Source organism: Flavivirga jejuensis, assembly GCF_030540765.1.
GTDB classification, from domain to species: Bacteria; Bacteroidota; Bacteroidia; order Flavobacteriales; family Flavobacteriaceae; genus Flavivirga; species Flavivirga jejuensis.
Genome location: NZ_JAUOEL010000002.1, coordinates 6,599 through 27,245 on the forward strand (window position 1 = coordinate 6,599; position 20,647 = coordinate 27,245).

Sequence of the window (20,647 nt, forward strand, 5' to 3'; positions counted from 1 at the left end):
ATGCGCTATTATATTTTAAAAATTTCTTCTGAATCTGAGGTGGTTTCTCCTTCAAAAAATGCATCTAATTCTGTTATCTCAATTTCCTTTTCCAATCCATAGTCAGAAGGAGTAAAATCTCTATTTTTTTGATTCTTACAGTGATTTATAATTGTCTTGATATTAGAGAGGTACTGATTTGCTAATTTTTTAATCGTTTCTGGTTTGTATTCTTTCTCGGAATAGCTCCATTCTAATTGCAATTGTCCTCCTGTAACAGAACTGTTAATTTCTAGTTTATTAGTAAAAGGAATGCTATCCCCTATTGGCGTTCCACAAGATTCTAGAGCAATATCAAACCAGCTTTCATTCGTTGTTAAATTGTCCAATTGTCCGAGATAATTGAACAATATATCCCATTGTATTTTTGATATACGTTTCCGAACTTCTTCTGATGGATGTAGATTTAGCAACGCACCATACCCCAGTCCTTTATCAGGAATTTTACGTAATTGTTCTTTAATTGATTTTATTAAATTCCCTAAAGCTCCTTTTGACTCATCAATAAGAGATACCGGATAAACATTTGTAAACCAACCAATTGTATTACTAACATCTACTTCATCAGAAATATCTTCTCTTCCATGTCCTTCCAAACCAATCATCACTTTGTTTTTACCTGACCAACCATGTATTGTCATTACTAAGCAACTTATCAAGATGTCCTCGATTTCTGTTCCATAACTTTGGTGAATTTCTTTTAGTAAAGCCGTCGTATTCTCAGTATCCAATGTGTTTTTATAATTCGCTACATCATTTCGATTAGAAACCTCTCCTTTTAGATCTGTTGGAATAGGCATGTAATCCATACTCATAGATGACCAATAAGACTGCTGCGCTAGCACTGAATTTTTATTTGTATACGCTTTCAAAGCCTGTACCCATTCTCGATAAGAGCTCCCTTTCTTTCCTAAATCAACTTCTGTCTCTTGAGTCGTTTCAGTTTTTTTTAAAATACGTCCAAAATCATCCAATAAGATTCGCCATGAAACACCATCGATGATTAAATGGTTTGCCAAAAGAAATAGTCTATCATCATGTATATGACAAGGCGTTTTAATAAGAACTACAGTAAACAATTGTTCTTTATGAGATGATAACCGCTTCTGATAGTGCTCACAAATAACAGTAATTGATGTTTCACAAAATGCTTCTTCTGTTTCTACCACAGTATTCCAATCTACAACCTCAACGACACTTACTTTATCTCCATAAGTTTGAATCCATTGTGCTCCTTTCTGTTCATACATAAAACGTAAAGCATCATGGTGAGTAGTCAATACCTCCAACGTTTTTCTCAATGATGCTTCATTAATATCCTTTGAGATGGCTAACAAAACAGCTTGATTAAAATGTGCTCCTTCCGAATAAATCTCATCAAAATACCATTGTTGTATAGGCAGCAAATCACTCTGACCTGTCAGAAATCCTTGTTCACCAATTATTTCTCCTATTCCTGAAGCGATATAACTTGTCAATCCAGAAATTGTCTGGTATTCGAAAAGATCCCTTGGCTGTATCGCATAGCCTATCCGGCTCATTCTACTTACCACTTGAATAGTAATAATCGAATCTCCTCCTAATTCAAAGAAATTATCGTGAACTCCTATTTCCGATACTCCCAATAACTCCTGCCAAACAATAGCTATTTGTTTTTCTAATTCATTTCTGGGAGCTACATAAGATTCTTTAAGAGATAAAGACATATCCAAATCAGGAAGTGCTTTTTTATCAATTTTCCCATTAGAAGTTAATGGCATTATTTCTAATGGCATCCATAAAACTGGAATCATATATTCTGGTAGGCTCAACTTTAGTTCCTGTTTGACAGCTTTCATATCAAACTCACCTTCAACAACTACATAACCAACTAATTGTTTTGTTTCTTGAGCATCTTCCTTTACAATAACACAGCAACTCTCTATATCTGCAACTTTTAATAATGCTGTTTCAATCTCTCCTAATTCAATACGATACCCTCTTATTTTTACCTGATCATCTGTTCTTCCAACAAATGCTATTCTACCATCTGGTAACCATCTTGCCAAATCTCCTGTTCGGTACATTCGTTTTCCTGCAACAAATGGATTCGGAACAAATTTTTCTTTAGTTAATTCTTCTCTATTCAAGTAACCATTTGATAAACCAACTCCAGAAATACATAATTCCCCTACTACTCCTCTAGGAACAAGTTGTTGTTGCTCATCAAGTATATAAATCTGTGTATTTGATACAGGACAACCAATATCTATAACTTCATTTTCCTGTACTTTTGATACAGATGCCCAAACAGTACATTCTGTAGGACCATATTCATTATACATGGCAACAGAACGATACAACTCATAATGTTTTTCTACAACTTTTTTATTAAGTTTTTCTCCTCCTACAATGACTCCCCTAAGTTGAGTGTTATTTAATACCTCTTCATTTAATAAAAAGTTATAATAGGAGGAAACACATAATAGTAAATCAACATTTTGCTGCAGTAATTTTTTCATTTGCGAAGCATCATGAATAGCTTCTTTTGAAGGTATTATAAGCCGTCCTCCTGTTAACAAGGTTCCAAAAATAACAGATACTGATGGGTCAAAAACAAATGAAGGAAGTAAAAGCATTCCTTCTACAGAACCATAATAAGCAATCTTTGAAAAGGCTAAGCCAGTCAAATTAGCATGTGTAACCATTACTCCTTTTGGATTTCCTGTAGACCCAGAGGTATAAATGATATACGCTAAATATTCTGGCGATAAAAATTGAGGAATTCTATCTGAAGATTCTGCTTCAATTTTATTCCAGTCTGTATCCAACAATGTAAGTTCAATGGCTTTTTTATCTTTCCATAATTCTATATGGATCGCACTAGAAATTACAAAACATATTTCTGCATCTTCTAGAATATAGGCGATTCTATCTTCTGGATAATCTGGATCTATAGGAACATAGGTTCCTTTAGCTTTTAGAATACCTAAGATTCCAACAATCATTTCCAGAGAACGCCCAATACAAATACCAACTAAGCTATTTTCTTTAACTCCTTGTTTTTGTAAGTATCTGGCCAATTGATTGGTCTTTTTATCCAATTCTATATAGGTAAGCGCTGTATCTTGAAAAACTACTGCAATCGCATCGGGCGTATTTTCAACTTGTTTATAAAACAAATCAAGGACAGTTGTTTGATGTGGATAATCCAGTTTTGTCTCATTAAATACAGTAAGTAACTGGTGTTTTTCTGAGGCCGTTATCATAGTAACATTTCCTATATACTCTTTTGTGTTTTCTATCAAATGGTATAGTAACATTTTATAATGCTCTGCCATCTGTCTAATTGTATCCTCTCTAAAAAGATCTGTACAATACGTCATATTTAACAAAATGCCAGACTCATTTTCTATTGCCGCAAGTGTAATATCATATTTGGAATTATCTACTTCATATGGCATATTCGTTATTGTAAGCCCCTCTAAATTAATTGCTTCCTGAGGCGTATTTTGTAATACAAACATTACCTGAAACAAAGGACTCATACTTCGATCTCTCACCTCAACGACACTATCTACCACCTTTTCAAAAGGAGCCTGTTGATGTTCATATGCTTCTAGTGTATTCTCTTTAACCTGTTGAAGAATATCACTAATACTCGGATTTCCTGATAGATCACTTCTCAATGCCAGAGTATTCACAAAAAACCCTATCAATGCTTCAGATTCTTCTCTGGTTCTGTTAGCGATTGGACTTCCAACACAAATATCCTTCTGCCCACTATATTTATATAACAATATTTTAAAAGCTGCTAGTAGTAACATAAACAGCGTTACTTCTTCCTCTTTACATATTATATCTAAAGAGTTACTTAGTTCGGTATCCAATGAAAAAGTAAAACTATTTCCCTTTGTACTTTGAATAGCAGGACGAGGAAAATCTAATGGTAATACCAGAGAAGACACACCTCTTAGTTTTTGGTTCCAATACGCTAATTGTTTTTCTAATACTGTGCCTTCTATATAATTTCGTTGCCATATAGCATAATCTGCATATTGGATTGATAAAGGAGTAAGAGGATTTATTTTCCCATTTTTGTAGCCATCATACAATGTAATTAATTCTTTAATCAGAATACTATTGGACCATCCATCTGTTGCAATATGATGAAACGCTCCTGCCAGAATATATTCATTTTCATCAACTTCATATAAACGCATTCGAAGCATAAAATCCTGAGATAAATCAAAAGGTTTAGAAACAAACTCATGAATAAGCTGTTCTTGATTTTCTAATACAAGTGCTTCTACGGTATCTAAACTCCAGGTATCAGCTGCTCTAACCTCCTGATATCCTTTTCCATCTTCTGTTTTGATTACAGTACGTAATATTTCGTGTCGTTGTACAATTTCTTTCAATGCGTCTTCTAGAAATTGAATATCCAATACTCCTGTTAATTTTAGAACTACTGGCATATTATAATCTAACGTTCCTTCTAACTGATCAATAAACCATAAGCGTTCCTGACTAAAAGATAGTGGCAATTGTCCTTCTCTTTGCTGTGGTACTATACGTGGAAAATGCTCTTGTTTATTTTGTGTACTGATATAAAAACTCAATCTGGCTATCGTAGGATATGTAAAAATATCACGAATCGTTACTTCTTTGAGCATCTCTTTACGAATTATAGAAACCATTCGAGTAGCTAACAAAGAATGACCTCCCAAATCAAAAAAGTCATCAATAACTCCTACTTTTTCTCTTTCAAGTAATTCCTGCCAGATCGCAACTAATTGCTCTTCTGTTTCATTTCTTGCTTCTGTATATAAACTAGTGATATCCTCATTATGATTAAAATCTGGAAGCGCTTTCTTATCTACCTTTCCATTACTTGTTATTGGCATTTCATCCAAAAAAACCCAAAACTGAGGAATCATATAGTCTGGTAATTTTGATGCTAACTGTTCTTTAATATCAAGTACCTCAATCCCCCTAGTCGCTACCACATAACTTACTAAAAAAGAATTCCCTTTCTTATCTTTTTTAACAATAACACTACAGCTATCTATATAGGTTTCTGCTGCTATTACATGTGCTATCTCCCCTAATTCGATTCGATAACCACGTATTTTAACTTGATCATCTTTTCTACCTATAAATTCAATATTTCCATTAAATTGCATTCTTACCAAATCTCCCGTACGATACATCCGCTCACCTTCTACAAAGGGGTTTTCTACAAATGCTTTTGCTGTTAGTTCTTCTTGGTTTAAATATCCTCTTGCCAAACCTTTTCCTGCAACACACAGTTCTCCTATTATTCCTTGAGGTTGTAATTCTAATTCATCTGATAATACATAAACTTTTGTATTATGTATAGGTCTCCCAATAGGAACATTCGTATCAATTTCTCCTTCAAAAATGGTAGCACATATACTCGTCTCGGTAGGTCCATAGGCATTGCAATAGATCCCGTATTTAGAAAATTCCTTTACCTTGGCTAAAGGAGCTTGTTCCCCAGCAGTAACTAAAGTTTTTATCCCTTTCAGGTCATCTATCGCTATTATTTCTAGAAATGCAGGAGGAATTGTTGCCCAAGAAATAGAGTGTTTCTTTATAAAATCAACAAAATAATCCTTGTCCGATTTATAGGCTTCTTCTATAATAACCAGTTTTGCGCCAGCTAATAATGACACAAATATTTCTGAGATGGAAGCATCAAAAGATTGGTTAGCAAATTGAAGACAGGCTTCTTTTTCTAAAATATGAAAAGCTGTAATCTGAGAAACTATGGTATTCACAATTCCCTCATGCTCAATCATCACCCCTTTTGGTTTCCCAGTAGATCCAGAAGTATAAATCACATAGGATAGCATATGTTTTTTTACTTCAATTTTTGGAATATTAGTATGTATATGATTCGAAATTTGATCATATTTCTTTAAAAACTCAGTATCGATAACAATACTACAATTACTATCTTTTTCTATATAGGCAATTCGTTCCTTTGGATATTCTGGGTCAATCGGAATATAAACAGCTCCTAGTTTTTGTATTGCCAAAAGAATTCCTATTAACCAATTGCTACGTTCCAATTTTACACCAACAAAATCTTCTGTAGTTATCCCGTATTCGCTTACTAAATAGTTAGCAATTTTATTGGATATGTTATCGAGCTCAAAAAATGTCCATTCTTGCTCTCCAAAAACAACAGCTACTTCATTTGGAGTTTTAGTTAACTGTTTAGCAAATAATGAAACTAAGGTTTCCTGAGAAGATACTGTTTGAATATTATTAGATGCTATGAGTAAGTCTTCTTCTTCTGTTTCAGACAGCATACTAGCATTTGCAATACCGACTTCTGGTCTTGCAATACACGCTGATACTAATTTCTTATAATGATTCGCTATCCTTTTAATAGTGCGTTCTGTAAACAAATCAGAGCAATATGTAATATCCAATACTATTCTGGATCCTTTCTCCTCTACGAGTAATGTTAAGTCATAATTAGAAGAATTAATCTCTACTTCGTCCTTATACACACTAACATCTTCTAATTGTATTTCTCCCATTTCAGGTGTATTTTGTAAAACAAATAACACTTGAAATAAAGGACTCATGCTCATATCACGAGATTCAATCACACGATCCACTACCTTCTCAAAAGGTGCCAGTTGATAATCATAGGCTTCTAGGGTCGTTGCCTTAACCTTTTCCAACAACATCCTAAACGAAGGGTTGCCTCTCAAATCGCTCCTTAATACCAAAGTATTTACAAAAAAACCAATGAGGTTTTCTGTTTCTTTCTGAGTTCTGTTTGCTATTGGAGTCCCTACACAAATATCTTCCTGACCACTATATCTATATAACAGCACTTTAAAAACACTTAATAACACCATAAAAAGAGTTACCCCTTCCTCTTTCGCAAAATCGTTTAATGCTGTTGATAACTCCTCATCTAATAAGAATGAAAAATTTGCACCTTGTTTACTTTGTAATGAAGGGCGTAAATAATCAAAAGGTAGCATTAAAGGTATTATTCCTTGTAATTGATTTTGCCAATATTGTAGTTGTTGTTCTAATACAATTCCATCTATATAGGTACGCTGCCATATCGCATAATCCGCATATTGAATTGGTAATGGTAGCAATACGATTTCTTGATTTCGTTTTAATGCCTTGTATATTGTTTTTAATTCATTAACCAAAATACTATTAGACCATCCATCACTAGCTATGTGATGAAGCACTCCCACCAACTCAAAAGATTCGGATTCCAATTGGAATAAGCACATTCTTAACATATAATCATTAGACAGGTCAAAAGGAGTTGCTATAAATTCGCTAATCTGATTCTCTAATAACTCATGATCTTCTACAGTTACTTTTTTCAAACTCCAATTTTCCGTAGCGCGTACCACTTGATAGCCAATACCATCTTCTTCATTAATAACGGTACGTAGAATCTCATGCCTAGACACTATCATCTTTAAAGCCCCCTCCAAAGCAACAATATCTAATGCCCCTTCCAGGTATAAGGATACTGGCATATGATAGTTTAAGCTGCCTTCTAATTGATCTATAAACCATAAGCGTTCCTGGCTAAAAGATAACGGAAGTTTTTCGTTTGAGCTTCTTGATTTAATTACTGGCATTATGGATTTTGAAGCATTGATCAAATACTTTCCTAACTCTATAATTGTTGGTCTGGAAAAAATATCTCGAATCGCTAATTCGGTTTTCATTCTTTTTCGAATCAAAGAAACTAATCGTGTTGCCAATAACGAATGCCCTCCCAACTCAAAAAAGTTATCATATATTCCTATTTTATCTACTTCTAAAATTTCTTCCCAAATTGCAACCAACTGTTTCTGAGTAGGATTATCTGCCGCTACATATTCCTTGGAAGAACGTCTCGCATTATCTGGATTGGGTAACTTTTTCTTATTTATCTTACCATTACTAGTCAAAGGCATTTCATCTAAGAAAACCCATAATTCAGGAATCATATATTCTGGTAATCTCTTTCTCAGATTCTCTTTGATTTCTTCTTTTTCAAAATCATTATTTACCACTACATACCCAAGTAAAAAAGCAATTCCTTCGGAATCTGTTTTTGCTAAAACACAACAATTCCTAATTGCCTCCATCTCTGAAAGCACACTTTCTATCTCCCCTAATTCTATTCGATATCCTCTAATTTTTACTTGATCATCCTTACGCCCTATATATTCTATTGTTCCATCAGCAAGCCATCTTCCAATATCACCAGAACGATACAATCGTTCTCCAGGTTCAAATGGATTGGAAACAAACTTCTCATTGGTTAAAGTCTTTCTATTCAAATACCCTTTTGACAAACCTGCTCCTGAAACACAAATTTCTCCTACTACGCCTATCGGAACTAATTGTAAAGCATCATCCAATATATAACAAGACAGCGTAGGGATAGCATTTCCTATAGTGCTCGTTGTTTTAAGAACATCAGCTCCTGTGATCTCCTTATACGTTACATGTACGGTCGTTTCTGTTATTCCATACATATTAATCAACTTACAATTTGGAAGCTCCTTCTTCCACTGTTGTAACTTTAATGGATTTAAGGCTTCTCCTCCAAAAATAACATAACGCAATACAACATCAGACAACTCCTGTAATACTTCTTCCTGAAGGTTATAGAATGATTTTGGTGTTTGGTTTAGTACAGTGACTTGTTCTTTTTTTAATAATTTACTATATGCAATAGTATCTTTAGTTATCATTTTAGGTACAATTACTAAACGCCCACCAAATAATAATGCTCCAAAAATTTCCCAAACTGAAAAATCAAAACAAAAAGAGTGAAACAAAGTCCATACATCATTTTTATTAAAGTCAAATAACGCTGCATCATTTTTAAATAATCGAACAACATTTTCATGCGATATCAAAACGCCTTTAGGGTTTCCTGTAGAACCTGAAGTATAAATAACATAAGCGGTATCCGTTATCTTTATTTTTCTTTTTACTAAAGTCGATACTTCCTTTGCTATATGCTCCTTATCCTTATCAAGTAAAACTAGATCATGCTCTTTATTTTTAAGTTTACGACTTCCAAAAGTTGTGGTTACTATTAATTGTAAATCAGCATCTTCTATAATATAGGTTATCCGATCCTCTGGATATTCTGGGTCTATGGGAACATAGGCACCTCCTGATTTTAATATCCCTAGTATTCCAATAATCATCTCCACCGAACGCTCTATACAAATACCAACCAAATCATTACTACTAACTCCTCTTTCTATGAGATAATGTGCTAATTGATTAGATCTATTATCTAATTCTCTATACGATACTTGCTCTTTGTCCAATGTAACCGCAATAGCATCTGGAGCTAGCATAACCTGATAAGAAATTAAATCTAATAAGTTTTTATCTTTAGGGTAAGCAATAGAAACTTTATTAAATACATGTAATAACTGATGTTCTTCTGTTGGTGTTAATAGGGAAGTAACGGATACTTTTTGATCAATATTATCAACCATACAATGTAATAGTTCATTATAATGGAGTAACATTCCCCGTATGGTTTGTTCCTTAAATAAATCAACACAATACTCTACTCCTAAGAAGATTCCATCGGCTTCCTCCATAGCCATTAATGTGATATCAAACTTTGAAGTCGTACTATCATAATCGTATGAAGAGATCTCAAAATCATTGGTTTTTAATTCTTTCTGACCTGACATATTCTGTAATACAAACAGTACTTGAAATAAAGGTGTCATACTTGTATCTCGGTTGGTTGTCACATGTTCAACAACCTTTTCAAAAGGAAGTTGTTGATGATTATAAGCCACCAGCGTGGTTTCTTTTACTTGTTGTAAAACTTCTCTAAAAGTCAACTCCTTACTAAAGTCTGTTCTCAATGCCAAAGTATTAGCAAAAAAACCGATCAGATCCTCAGATTCTTTCTGAATTCTGTTCGCTATTGGCGTTCCCACACAAATATCATCCTGATGACTATAGCGATATAACAATATTTTAAATACAGAAAGTAACAACATAAATAGCGTTACGCCTTCTTCTTTACATATCTCTTTTAGATCTGTTGTTATTTTATTATCTAAAGAAAATCGCATACTTGCACCTTCGGTACTTTGTTCAGAAGGTCTTACATAATCGTACGGTAATGATAGTGGCGTAACTGAGTTCAATTGTTGTTCCCAATATGCAAGTTGTTTTTCTAATACCTCGCCCTGAATATAGTTGCGTTCCCATACTGCATAATCAGCATACTGCAATGGCAGAGGCGCTAAGCCCCATGGTTTTCCTTTTGAATAATTTTCATAAATTGTAATAAACTCACGAATAAAAACAGTATTAGACCATCCGTCACTGGCTATATGATGAAATACTCCTACTAAAACCCAAGAATCTACCCCTACTTCATACAGGCACATTCTAAGCATATAATCTTTTTGCAAATCAAAAGGACGGGCTGTAAATTCTGCCAGTTCCTTTTCTAGCTCATGTGTTTCCAAAACAAGGTGTTCCATCGACCATTCCCTTTCAGATATGACTTTTTGGTATCCAATTCCTTCTTCTGTTTCAATAACAGTTCTAAGAATCTCATGTCTGGAGACAATTTCTTTAAAACAGGCCTCTACTACTTGCTTATCAATAGCCCCTTCGAATCGAAAAACCAATGGCATATGATAAGCTGTACTCCCTTTCATCTGATCTAAGAACCACAATCTTTCCTGACTAAAAGATAAAGGAATATGCTCCTTATCTTTTATTGGTATTATAGGAGGCATCAATTCTTTTAAAGAATTAGCTGATATAAAAAGAGCCAATTCTGAAAGCACAGTATATGAAAAGACATCTCGAATGCTTATCTCTACTTTTATTTCCTGTCTTATAATAGACACCAATCTGGTGGCCAATAATGAATGTCCACCTAAATCAAAAAAATCATCATGTATTCCTACTTTTTTAACGGTAAGTAACAGCTCCCATATCTGAACAAGCTGCTCTTCTATTTTATTACGAGGAGCTACATATTCCAAAAGGCTTCTTGTGATGTCTACTTCGTTCGGTAATTTTGTTTTATCAATTTTCCCATTACTGGTTATTGGCATAGTATTCAATACGCTCCATATACGAGGTACCATATAACCTGGTAATGTATTTTTTAATTCTTCCTGAATTTTTTTTCTATCGAATTTTCCTTCAATAACTAAATATCCAACAAGATATTTCGTTCCTTGTTCATCTGATTTTGCAATTACGCAACAACTGTTCACCGTAGCCATTTTTGCTAATGCACATTCTATTTCTCCTAGTTCTATACGATGACCTCGAATTTTTACCTGATCATCTTTACGACCTACAAACTCAATGTTACCATCTGGTAACCATCTTGCCAAGTCTCCTGTTCGATACATGGGCCATCCAGAAGAAAAAGGGTCTGTTACAAATTTTTCTTTTGTTAAGCTTTCTTTATTTAAATAACCTTTGGCGACTCCTATTCCTGCCACACATAATTCTCCTATGATTCCCTGTGGCTGCAGATGTAAATCTTCTGTAAGAATATATATTCTTGTATTAGCAATGGGTTTCCCTATAGAAATGTTATCGTGTATCTCTCCATTAAATACTGTAGCACATATACTTGTTTCTGTTGGACCATATGCATTACTATAGTTTCCTACTTCTGCAAATTCCTTCGCCTTTAGTATTGGAGCCTCTTCTCCTGCAGTAATTAAAGTATCAATACCCTCTAGTTCTTCTATGTTTAATAATTTTAGATATGCGGGAGGCAATGTCGCCCATGTAATCCTATTCGCTTTTATAAATTCAACAAACAATCGAATATCTTTCTTTATAGATTCTCCTATAATGAAAAGACTGGATCCACTAAAAAGAGCAATGAGTATTTCCCAAATCGAGGCGTCAAAAGATTGATTAGCAAACTGTAAACAATGTATTGTAGTCTCTTGGTTAAACAGACGTACTTGAGACATGATCGTATTTACAATTCCTCTATGCGTTATCATCACCCCTTTTGGCTGTCCTGTTGACCCTGATGTATAAATAATATAAGCCAGCATTTGAGGATAGATGCTTAGACTATCACAATTTTTGGAATATTCTTCTTTTTTATTTCTAAAATCTAAAAGTAACGTATCCTCTATTGTAATTTTACATTGACTATCATTCTCGATATACTTGATTCGATCTTCTGGATAATTTGGGTCAATAGGAATATAGGTTCCTCCGCTCTTAAGTATCGCTAAAAAAGAAATGATCAACCATTCGGAACGCCCCAACATAACCCCAACAAAATTTTCCTCTTCAACACCACATTCAGTAATAAGATAGTTTGCCAATTGATTAGACTGCTCATCCAATTCCTGATATGTCAAAACTTTTCCTTCGTGTACAATCGCTGTGGCATTTGGTTTTTTTTCTACTTGTTTTTTAAATAAGCTAACTACATTTTCTTCCTCATCCTCCTTTATAATAGTATCATTATAATCCTCTAATAATATTCTCTTCTCTTTAGAAGTGACTATAGAGATGTCTCGAAAAGTAGTAGACACAGGTAATTGTACTAATTGCTTAAGTACTTCAATAAAATGTCCTTGAATTTGTTTTACTATTGATTCGTTTATTATAGACGTGTTATGAATAAATTTCATATTAAACATCTTTTTATCTAGAGTCACTGCAATAGCCAAAGGATAATTGGTCTGCTCTTTTACCTGTATCGTATCTATTTCTAATAAATCATCAGCTTTTTTTAATGCTTCTGATATTGGATAATTTTCAAAAACAAAAACGGTATCAAACAAATCTCCTTTTATTTGGCTTAAACGTTGAATGGTTGCTAAGCTGGTATACTGATACTCTCTGCATGCGGTATGATTTAATTGTAACGCAATGAGCCATTCTAAAATCTCATCATCTGCATTCAAAGATGTACATAAAGGAATTGTATTAATATATAGACCAACTCGTTGTTCTGAGTCTTCTAAATCTGTTGGTCTTCCTGATACTGTAACTCCATAAGCAACTTCTTTTTCAGATGTATATCTAGACAATAGCATGGCCCATACACCTTGAAAAATCGTATTTGCAGTTAAATGATTTGATTTTGCATAACTAAGAATCGCTTTAGTAAGTACTGTATCGATGGATAGTATTGATTCTTCATAATTTCCGTTCGATTTATTTCCAGATACTATGCCTTTAGTAAAAGGCAATACCGTTGGAGTGCTAAGTTCTTTAATATACGTCTTCCAAAAAGCCTCTTCTTGACTCGTATTTTTATTCGTTATATATTGAATATAATCCTCATACAAATCCTCTTTTCTATCAGGTAATATTTCGCCCTTTAACAAGGAGGTATAGGCTTCTATAAATTCTTGTATTAAAACTGACATAGACCATCCATCAAGTAAGATGTGATGATTTGTAAAAATCATTCTTTGAGAAGTCGGTGCCGTTTTAATTAGAGTAATCCGTATCAAAGGGAAAGTATCAAATTCAAAACCTACTTCTCTATCTTCCTTTAAAAAAGAAGCTATCATTTTTTCCTGTTCTTCATCAGTATAAGAACTAACGTCTAATTCTGTAATAGGTATTTGGACTTCACTCTCCACCAATTGTACAGGAACACTCAGTTCTTTATAAAAAAAGCCTGTTCTCAAAATACTGTGGTTCTTTATTAAATAATTCCAAGAAGACCGTACTATGTCTACCTTCACTTCTTTTTTAAAGTGCAATCCTAATTGTACAATATACGAGCCTGCAATAGTATCATATAAGCCATGAAATAGCATCCCCTCCTGAAGTGGACTTAATTTATATATGGATTGTATCGCTATTTTTTTATTTTTTAGGATTGAAGTAAAAGCATCAAATTCGGTATAGGTCAGTTCTTTTTCTAATCCAAAATCTGAAGGAGTCATTTCCTTCTCTTTATCATCACAACAATGTTCTATTAACATTTCTAAAGTCTGTTGATATGCTGCTGCTAATTCAACAATACTGCTTTGGTTAAATTCTAACCTTGAATACTCCCAGGAAATAACTAAGGCGCCTGCTGTTATAGAACTATTAATAACCAAGCTATTATGAAATGGTGTATTTCTACCAACTTCTGCTTCTCCAATTCTATCTCCTGCCTGACCAAACTTATTACTTGATTTAAAAATGGTATCTAATTGTCCTAAGTAATTAAACACAATATCCCAATGCTTACCTATAAGCTTTTCTCTTATTTGTTCTGAATGATTTAAATATCGCAATGCACCATATCCCATCCCTTTATCTGGAATATTACGCAATTGCTCTTTTACAGATTTTATCAAATTTCCTAAAGAAATTTCCTGGGGTACTGATAAAGAAACGGGATATAAACTAGTAAACCAACCTACCGTATTGGTCGTATCAATTGTTCTAGAAAGATTTTCTCTTCCATGTCCTTCTAAACCTATTATTACTGTATCTCTTTTTGTCCATTTACTAATAGTTAATCCTAAACAACTCAGCAATATATCCTCTATTTCTGTACCGTAACAGTTATGCACCTCTTTTAATAAAGAAACTGTATGCTTAGTTCCTAAAACACTATGATATGTATCAACATCTTTTTGTTGAGATATTATTGAAGTACTGTCTGGATTTAGAGGTTTAAAATCAGAAATTACTTTTTGCCAATACGGTAATTGTGTTAAAAGCACATCACTATTAGCATACTGCTTCATCACTTCTACCCACTGACGAAAAGAGCTTCCTTTTACTCCCAAATCCATTTTTATCCCTTGATGCAAGGCATCTAATAACACACCCAGATCTTCCATCAAAATTCGCCATGAAACCCCATCCACAACTAAATGGTGTGCTACCAACAGTACCCTGTTTTTTTCTTGAGTAATTGGTGTTTTTATCAAAATCACCTTAAAAACCCCATCTTCGGTATCAGATAATTTCTTTTGACATCTGTCATAACAATCCGTTATCAATTCAGATAACTCCTCCTCCGAAACTGCAAATTGAAAATCATGCACAGTTATTTCTCCCTGTGATGCTCTATATTCCTGTTTCCAATTATTTTTTTCTTTTTTATACTGAAACCTAAGTGCATCATGATATTGAATCAATGCTTGTACAGCAGCTAATAAATGAGAATCCTCAACAGACTTATCAATAGTTAGAAATAACGATTGATTAAAGTGTTCCTTAGCTACATAGATATCTTCAAAATACCATGTTTGAATCGGCAATAAATCACATATACCTTCTAATACTCCTTGTTCCCCTTCTATTTGACCCTTTTCAAGAGTTACCACCTCAGACAATTCTTCTATCGTCTGATATTCAAACACATCCTTTGGTTGTAGCAGATATCCTAAACGTTTCATTCTACTAACCACCTGAATCGTTATAATAGAGTCTCCCCCAAGTTCAAAGAAATTATCATGAATGCCAATTTGTATTACAGATAATAATTGTTTCCAAATTCCAACTAAATGTTTCTGTTTCTCATTCTTTGGAGAAACATATTCCTTTGTCGTTAATTGGGACATCTCTGGGTCTGGAAGAGCATTTCTATCTGTTTTACCATTTTTTGTTAAAGGCATCTCATCTAATACAACCCATAATTTTGGAATCATATAATCTGCTAATTCCAATGCTAATTGTTGTTGTATCTCCTCTTTTTCTAAAATAACATCTTCCTTAACAATATAACCAACTAGACGTTTATTGGTTGTTATATCTTGTTTTGCAAGAACACAGCAATTTATAATCCCTGTAACCGAAGAAAGCACATTCTCTATTTCCCCTAACTCGACTCTATACCCTCTTATCTTTACCTGGTCATCTTTTCGACCAACAAATTCTAAATTTCCATCTGGCAACCAACGAACAAGATCTCCTGTTCTATACATCTGGGCACCTTTTACAAAAGGATTAGGTATAAATTTTTCTCTCGTTAACGCCTCTTCATTCAAGTATCCTTTTGCCAAACCATCTCCCCCTACACATAATTCACCAATAATTCCAATAGGTTGCAAAGATGTTAAAGTCTCGTCAAATACATACGCTTGACTATTATTAATAGGCTTACCAATAGGCACATCCTTTTCTTCTATATCTGTAATCGTATATGTTGTAGAAAATGTCGTGTTTTCTGTAGGCCCGTATCCATTAATAATCACAATGTTTGGATATTCACGAAATATTTTATTTGTATACTTAAAAAGGACTTTGTCTCCTCCTACTAAAAGATTACTAATATTATCGAAAACAGTACCATCTTCTTCTGCTACCTGATGAAACCAAGAAGCCGTCATCCATAACGTATTTACGTTATTTTTTTGTATCGTTGACTTTAGATATGTTGTATTAAGTAGTTTGTATGTATCTGTTATAATAAGTTTTCCTCCGTTTAGTAAAGTTCCCCAAAACTCTATTGTTGTAGCATCAAAAGATATAGAACCTGTAGATAACCAAACTGTATCTGTATTTAAGGAAACATAATCGCATGATTTTGATAAGCGTACAATACTTTTATGTGTTATCATCACACCTTTTGGATTTCCTGTCGATCCAGAAGTATACAACACATATGCTAAACTTTCTGAAGCATATATTGGTGCCGAAAAAATAGCACTACACGTCTCTTTTATCGTTTTAAAGTTTTCTATGATAGTTGTATTTATAGTAAGTTTACAGTTCGAATCTTTCGCTATGTAATGTTTTCTTGCTTCTGGATACTTCGGATCTATAGGGACGTATACTGCTCCTATTTTTAAAATAGCCAGCATAGAAACAATCAACCATTCTGTTCGATCAAGGGTAATTCCTATAAAATCCCCAGAAACAACATCACAACTGTTTAATAGATAATTAGCCAATTGATTGGACACTTCATCTAACTTTTTATAGGATAAATTATATTGATCCCCAATAACAGCTATCGCATTAGGAGTACTCATAGCTTGTTCTATGAACAAGCTTCCAACAGTCTTTTCTTTTGGATACGCTACGATTGTATTATTAAACTCGTGCAATACTTGTTGAGTTTCTGTTCCAGATAACATCGATAATGCAGTAATAAACTGATCCCTGTTTTCAATCACACTATGTAATAAATTCTCATAATGTAAAACCATTCGCTGCATCGTTTCCTCACGAAATCGATTCGTATCATACTCTAAGATCATCGATAATCCATCACCTTTCTCATCCACAATACAAGTAATATCATATTTACATGTTGCATTCGCTATCTGGTAAGGAACACAATCTAACCCTCCCAAATTCATTTTTTTTAAGTCAAAAGACTCCTGCAATGCAAATATCACCTGATAAATAGGAGAAATTCCTGTTTCCCTTCGAGGTGCAACTCGTTTTACAACTTCTTCAAAAGGAGCAGACTGATTTTTATAGGCGTCCAGACTAGTTTGTTTAATTTGATATAATACCTCCTTAAAAGTAGCCTTGCTATCCAATTCGTTTCTCATAGCAAGCATATTAACAAAATACCCTATTAGCTTTTCTAACTCATATTGATGCCTATTAGCTATTGGAGTACCTACGCAGATATCCGATTGTCCACAATACCTAAATAACAATACTTTAAACACTGATAATAGTGTCATAAAAAGAGTAACGCCTTCTTCTTTTGCTAGTTCTTTCAACGATGCTTTCAAAGTTTTATCCAGAGTAAAAACTAAGGTCTTTCCTTTTCTTTCAATAGGGTAAGGACTCGAAAAATCATATGGTAAATTTAAGGGTAAAACTCCTCTTAATCTTTCTTCCCAGTAATCCAATATATTTGACAAAAACGTTCCTTTCAGATAGTTTTTTTGCCAAATAGCATATTCCGAATACTGAATCTGTAATGGGATAAGTTCAGGTTCATTACCTTTTGAATATGCATTATAAAGTCTAGTAAAATCATTTAATAAGATCGCTTCCGAAAATCCATCTGCCGCAATATGATGAATTACAAAAATAAGTATGCTCTCTTCTTTATTGATCTCAATAATGGCACATCTAAAACTAAAATCCTTAGAAAGATTAAAAGGATTAAAAACAACTTCTTGTATCGTTTGATCAATACAAACAGGATCATGTTCGTTAAAACACCTTATTTTAAATAGTTTTTCATCTAATAATTTTTGAAACAAATTTCCATTTTCATCAGCAAACATTACTGTTTTAAACACTTCGTGTCTTGAAACCAATTGAGTCGCTACCTTTTCTAAAATATTTAGGTCTAATACTCCCGAAACTTTAATTGTCTTATAGACATGATATTCCTCACTTCCTCCTAGCTGATCAAGAAACCATAAACTTTTTTGTTGAAATGAAGCAGGAATCTTATTCTTATATTGTTTTCTATTTATATGAGATAATGATAACTTTTCAACTTGGTTTCCTTCTTCCAATTCCAGTTCTTTCTCTACCGAGGAAATACACGCTCTTAATGTGGGAAACTCAAAAATAAGAGTAGGTGCAAAAGGACGATTTAAATATTCTGATAACATCCCTGATAACCTGACTCCAAATAAAGAATTAATCCCTAGTTCAGTAAATGATTTATCCAATGATACTTGATCTAAGGAAAGCTCTAATTGTTCGGCTATTATTTTTTTAAACCATTTTTCTACAGGTGTATTGATTAATGAAACGGCTTTTTCTTCTGTAGCTTTATTACTTTTTTGAATCTTGTTGGCCTCATTACTATCCCACCGTTCCAATACTCCATCTACTGTATTTTCTTTATAAAATGATGCCGTAGCAACACGCTGAATTTTACCACTTGATGTTTTTGGAATACGCCCTGGACTAACTAATACAATCCCGTAGACTAAAAGGTTATGTGTATAATAAACAGTATCACAGATATTTTTTACTATTATCGAAAAATCGTACTTTAGAATACTGGTTCGTTTAATTTCTTGTACGATCACCAATTGTTGACTTCCCTTATGTGAGATACTCAAGGCTACTCCTGCATTATTTTGTAAATCCGAACTCGATTTTTGCACGGTTCTTTCTATATCCTGCGGAAAATGATTCACTCCATTAATGATCATCATTTCTTTTAATCTTCCCGAAATATATAGATCATCATTATGTATAAATCCCATATCACCAGTACGTAAATACGGACCTTCTGTTTTTTTTCCTCCTTTAATATATGCTTGAAATACCTCTTTAGAAATAGCTTCCTTTTGCCAATAACCTTTTGCTACACTGGCGCCACTCACCCAAACTTCTCCTATTTTATTTTCATCGCAACGTTTTTTGGTATCTGGATCAACAATTTTAACCGTTAACCCTTCTATTACAGGGCCATTGCCCATTATCCGATGTACTTCATTAGTCTCAATAGATTTCTTAGCAATCTTAACCTCTTTATCGCTAAATGCTTTCTTGTCTAACCCTAGAATTACAGGAGCTGTATGAAACAAGCAACCACTTACTACTAAAGTAGCTTCAGCCAAACCGTACCCTGGAAATAGCGCTTCTTCCCTAAGTCCATAATCTCTATAACGTGCAATAAACTTTTCAAATGTTTCAGGACGAATCGGTTCTGATCCATTAATTGCTACTCTCCAGCTACTTAAATCTATTCCTTCTAGATCATCTTTTTGAATTTGATTTACACATAGATCATATGCAAAATTGGGTCCACAACTAATTGTTCCTTTATAATTAGAGAATGCTTGTAACCATCTGATTGGTTTTTGTACAAATGCGGTTGGAGGCATCATAACAAGCTCAAAACCAACATAAAATGCTTGAATAATATTACCTATCAACCCCATATCATGATATATAGGCAACCATGATATCCCTACAGAATCAGGAGTGTTTTTAAAACACTTTTTAAATAATTCACTATTGTCAATCACATTCGCATGGTCTATAATAACTCCTTTAGGGTTTCCTGTTGACCCTGAAGTATATTGCAAAAAGGCAACAGTTTCTGGAATTATATCGGGGAAATCTTTTAGGATTTTCTGTTCTAACTTATCTGTCTCTAACCATTTTATTTCAGAAAAAACTTCTTTACTAGCCCATTTCTTATTCTTAATATAAACCACTTCCTCGGTCAAAACTAGCATGGCATTACAATCTTCCACTATTTTTTCAAGCCTGCCTATTCTCCGTTTTCCTTGTGGAGGAAATGCTGGTACAGCAATAACTCCCGCTAGTAAACATCCAAAAAATGCATCCATAAAATCTAAACCCGAAGGGTATAATAGTAAAACGCGATTTCCTGGCTTTACATATTCTAAAATATGAGAAGCAATAATGGTTGCTCTGTCATATAATTCTAAATAAGTACGGGAATCTGTTTCCTCTTCTCCATTTTCTAGAAATCTATAAAGGATTTTGTTTGGAGTATGTGTTACATGATGTTCTAATATCTTTACTAATGTTTTATCTTCAAATATCTCTTTTGAAACAGATAGGTTTGTTCGTAACATATTGCGATTAGGTTGTTTTAGTTTCTTTAAAGTCAAAAAAAAATCATAAAGACCAGAAATGATCTTTATATACTGTATTACTAGTAATTATTGTAGAAATTTAGTTATCAAATAATTGGTCA

At 33.6% G+C, this 20,647-nt stretch carries 1 protein-coding gene; it reads right to left on the reverse strand.

Features of this window, described 5'->3' with window-relative positions; genetic code table 11:
• Positions 1-8 precede the first annotated feature (8 nt).
• On the reverse strand, positions 9-20,525 hold the full coding sequence (locus Q4Q40_RS05385; RefSeq protein WP_303300717.1) for a non-ribosomal peptide synthase/polyketide synthase: 20,517 nt from the start codon (positions 20,523-20,525) through the stop codon (positions 9-11).
• Between the last annotated feature and the right edge of the window lie 122 nt (positions 20,526-20,647).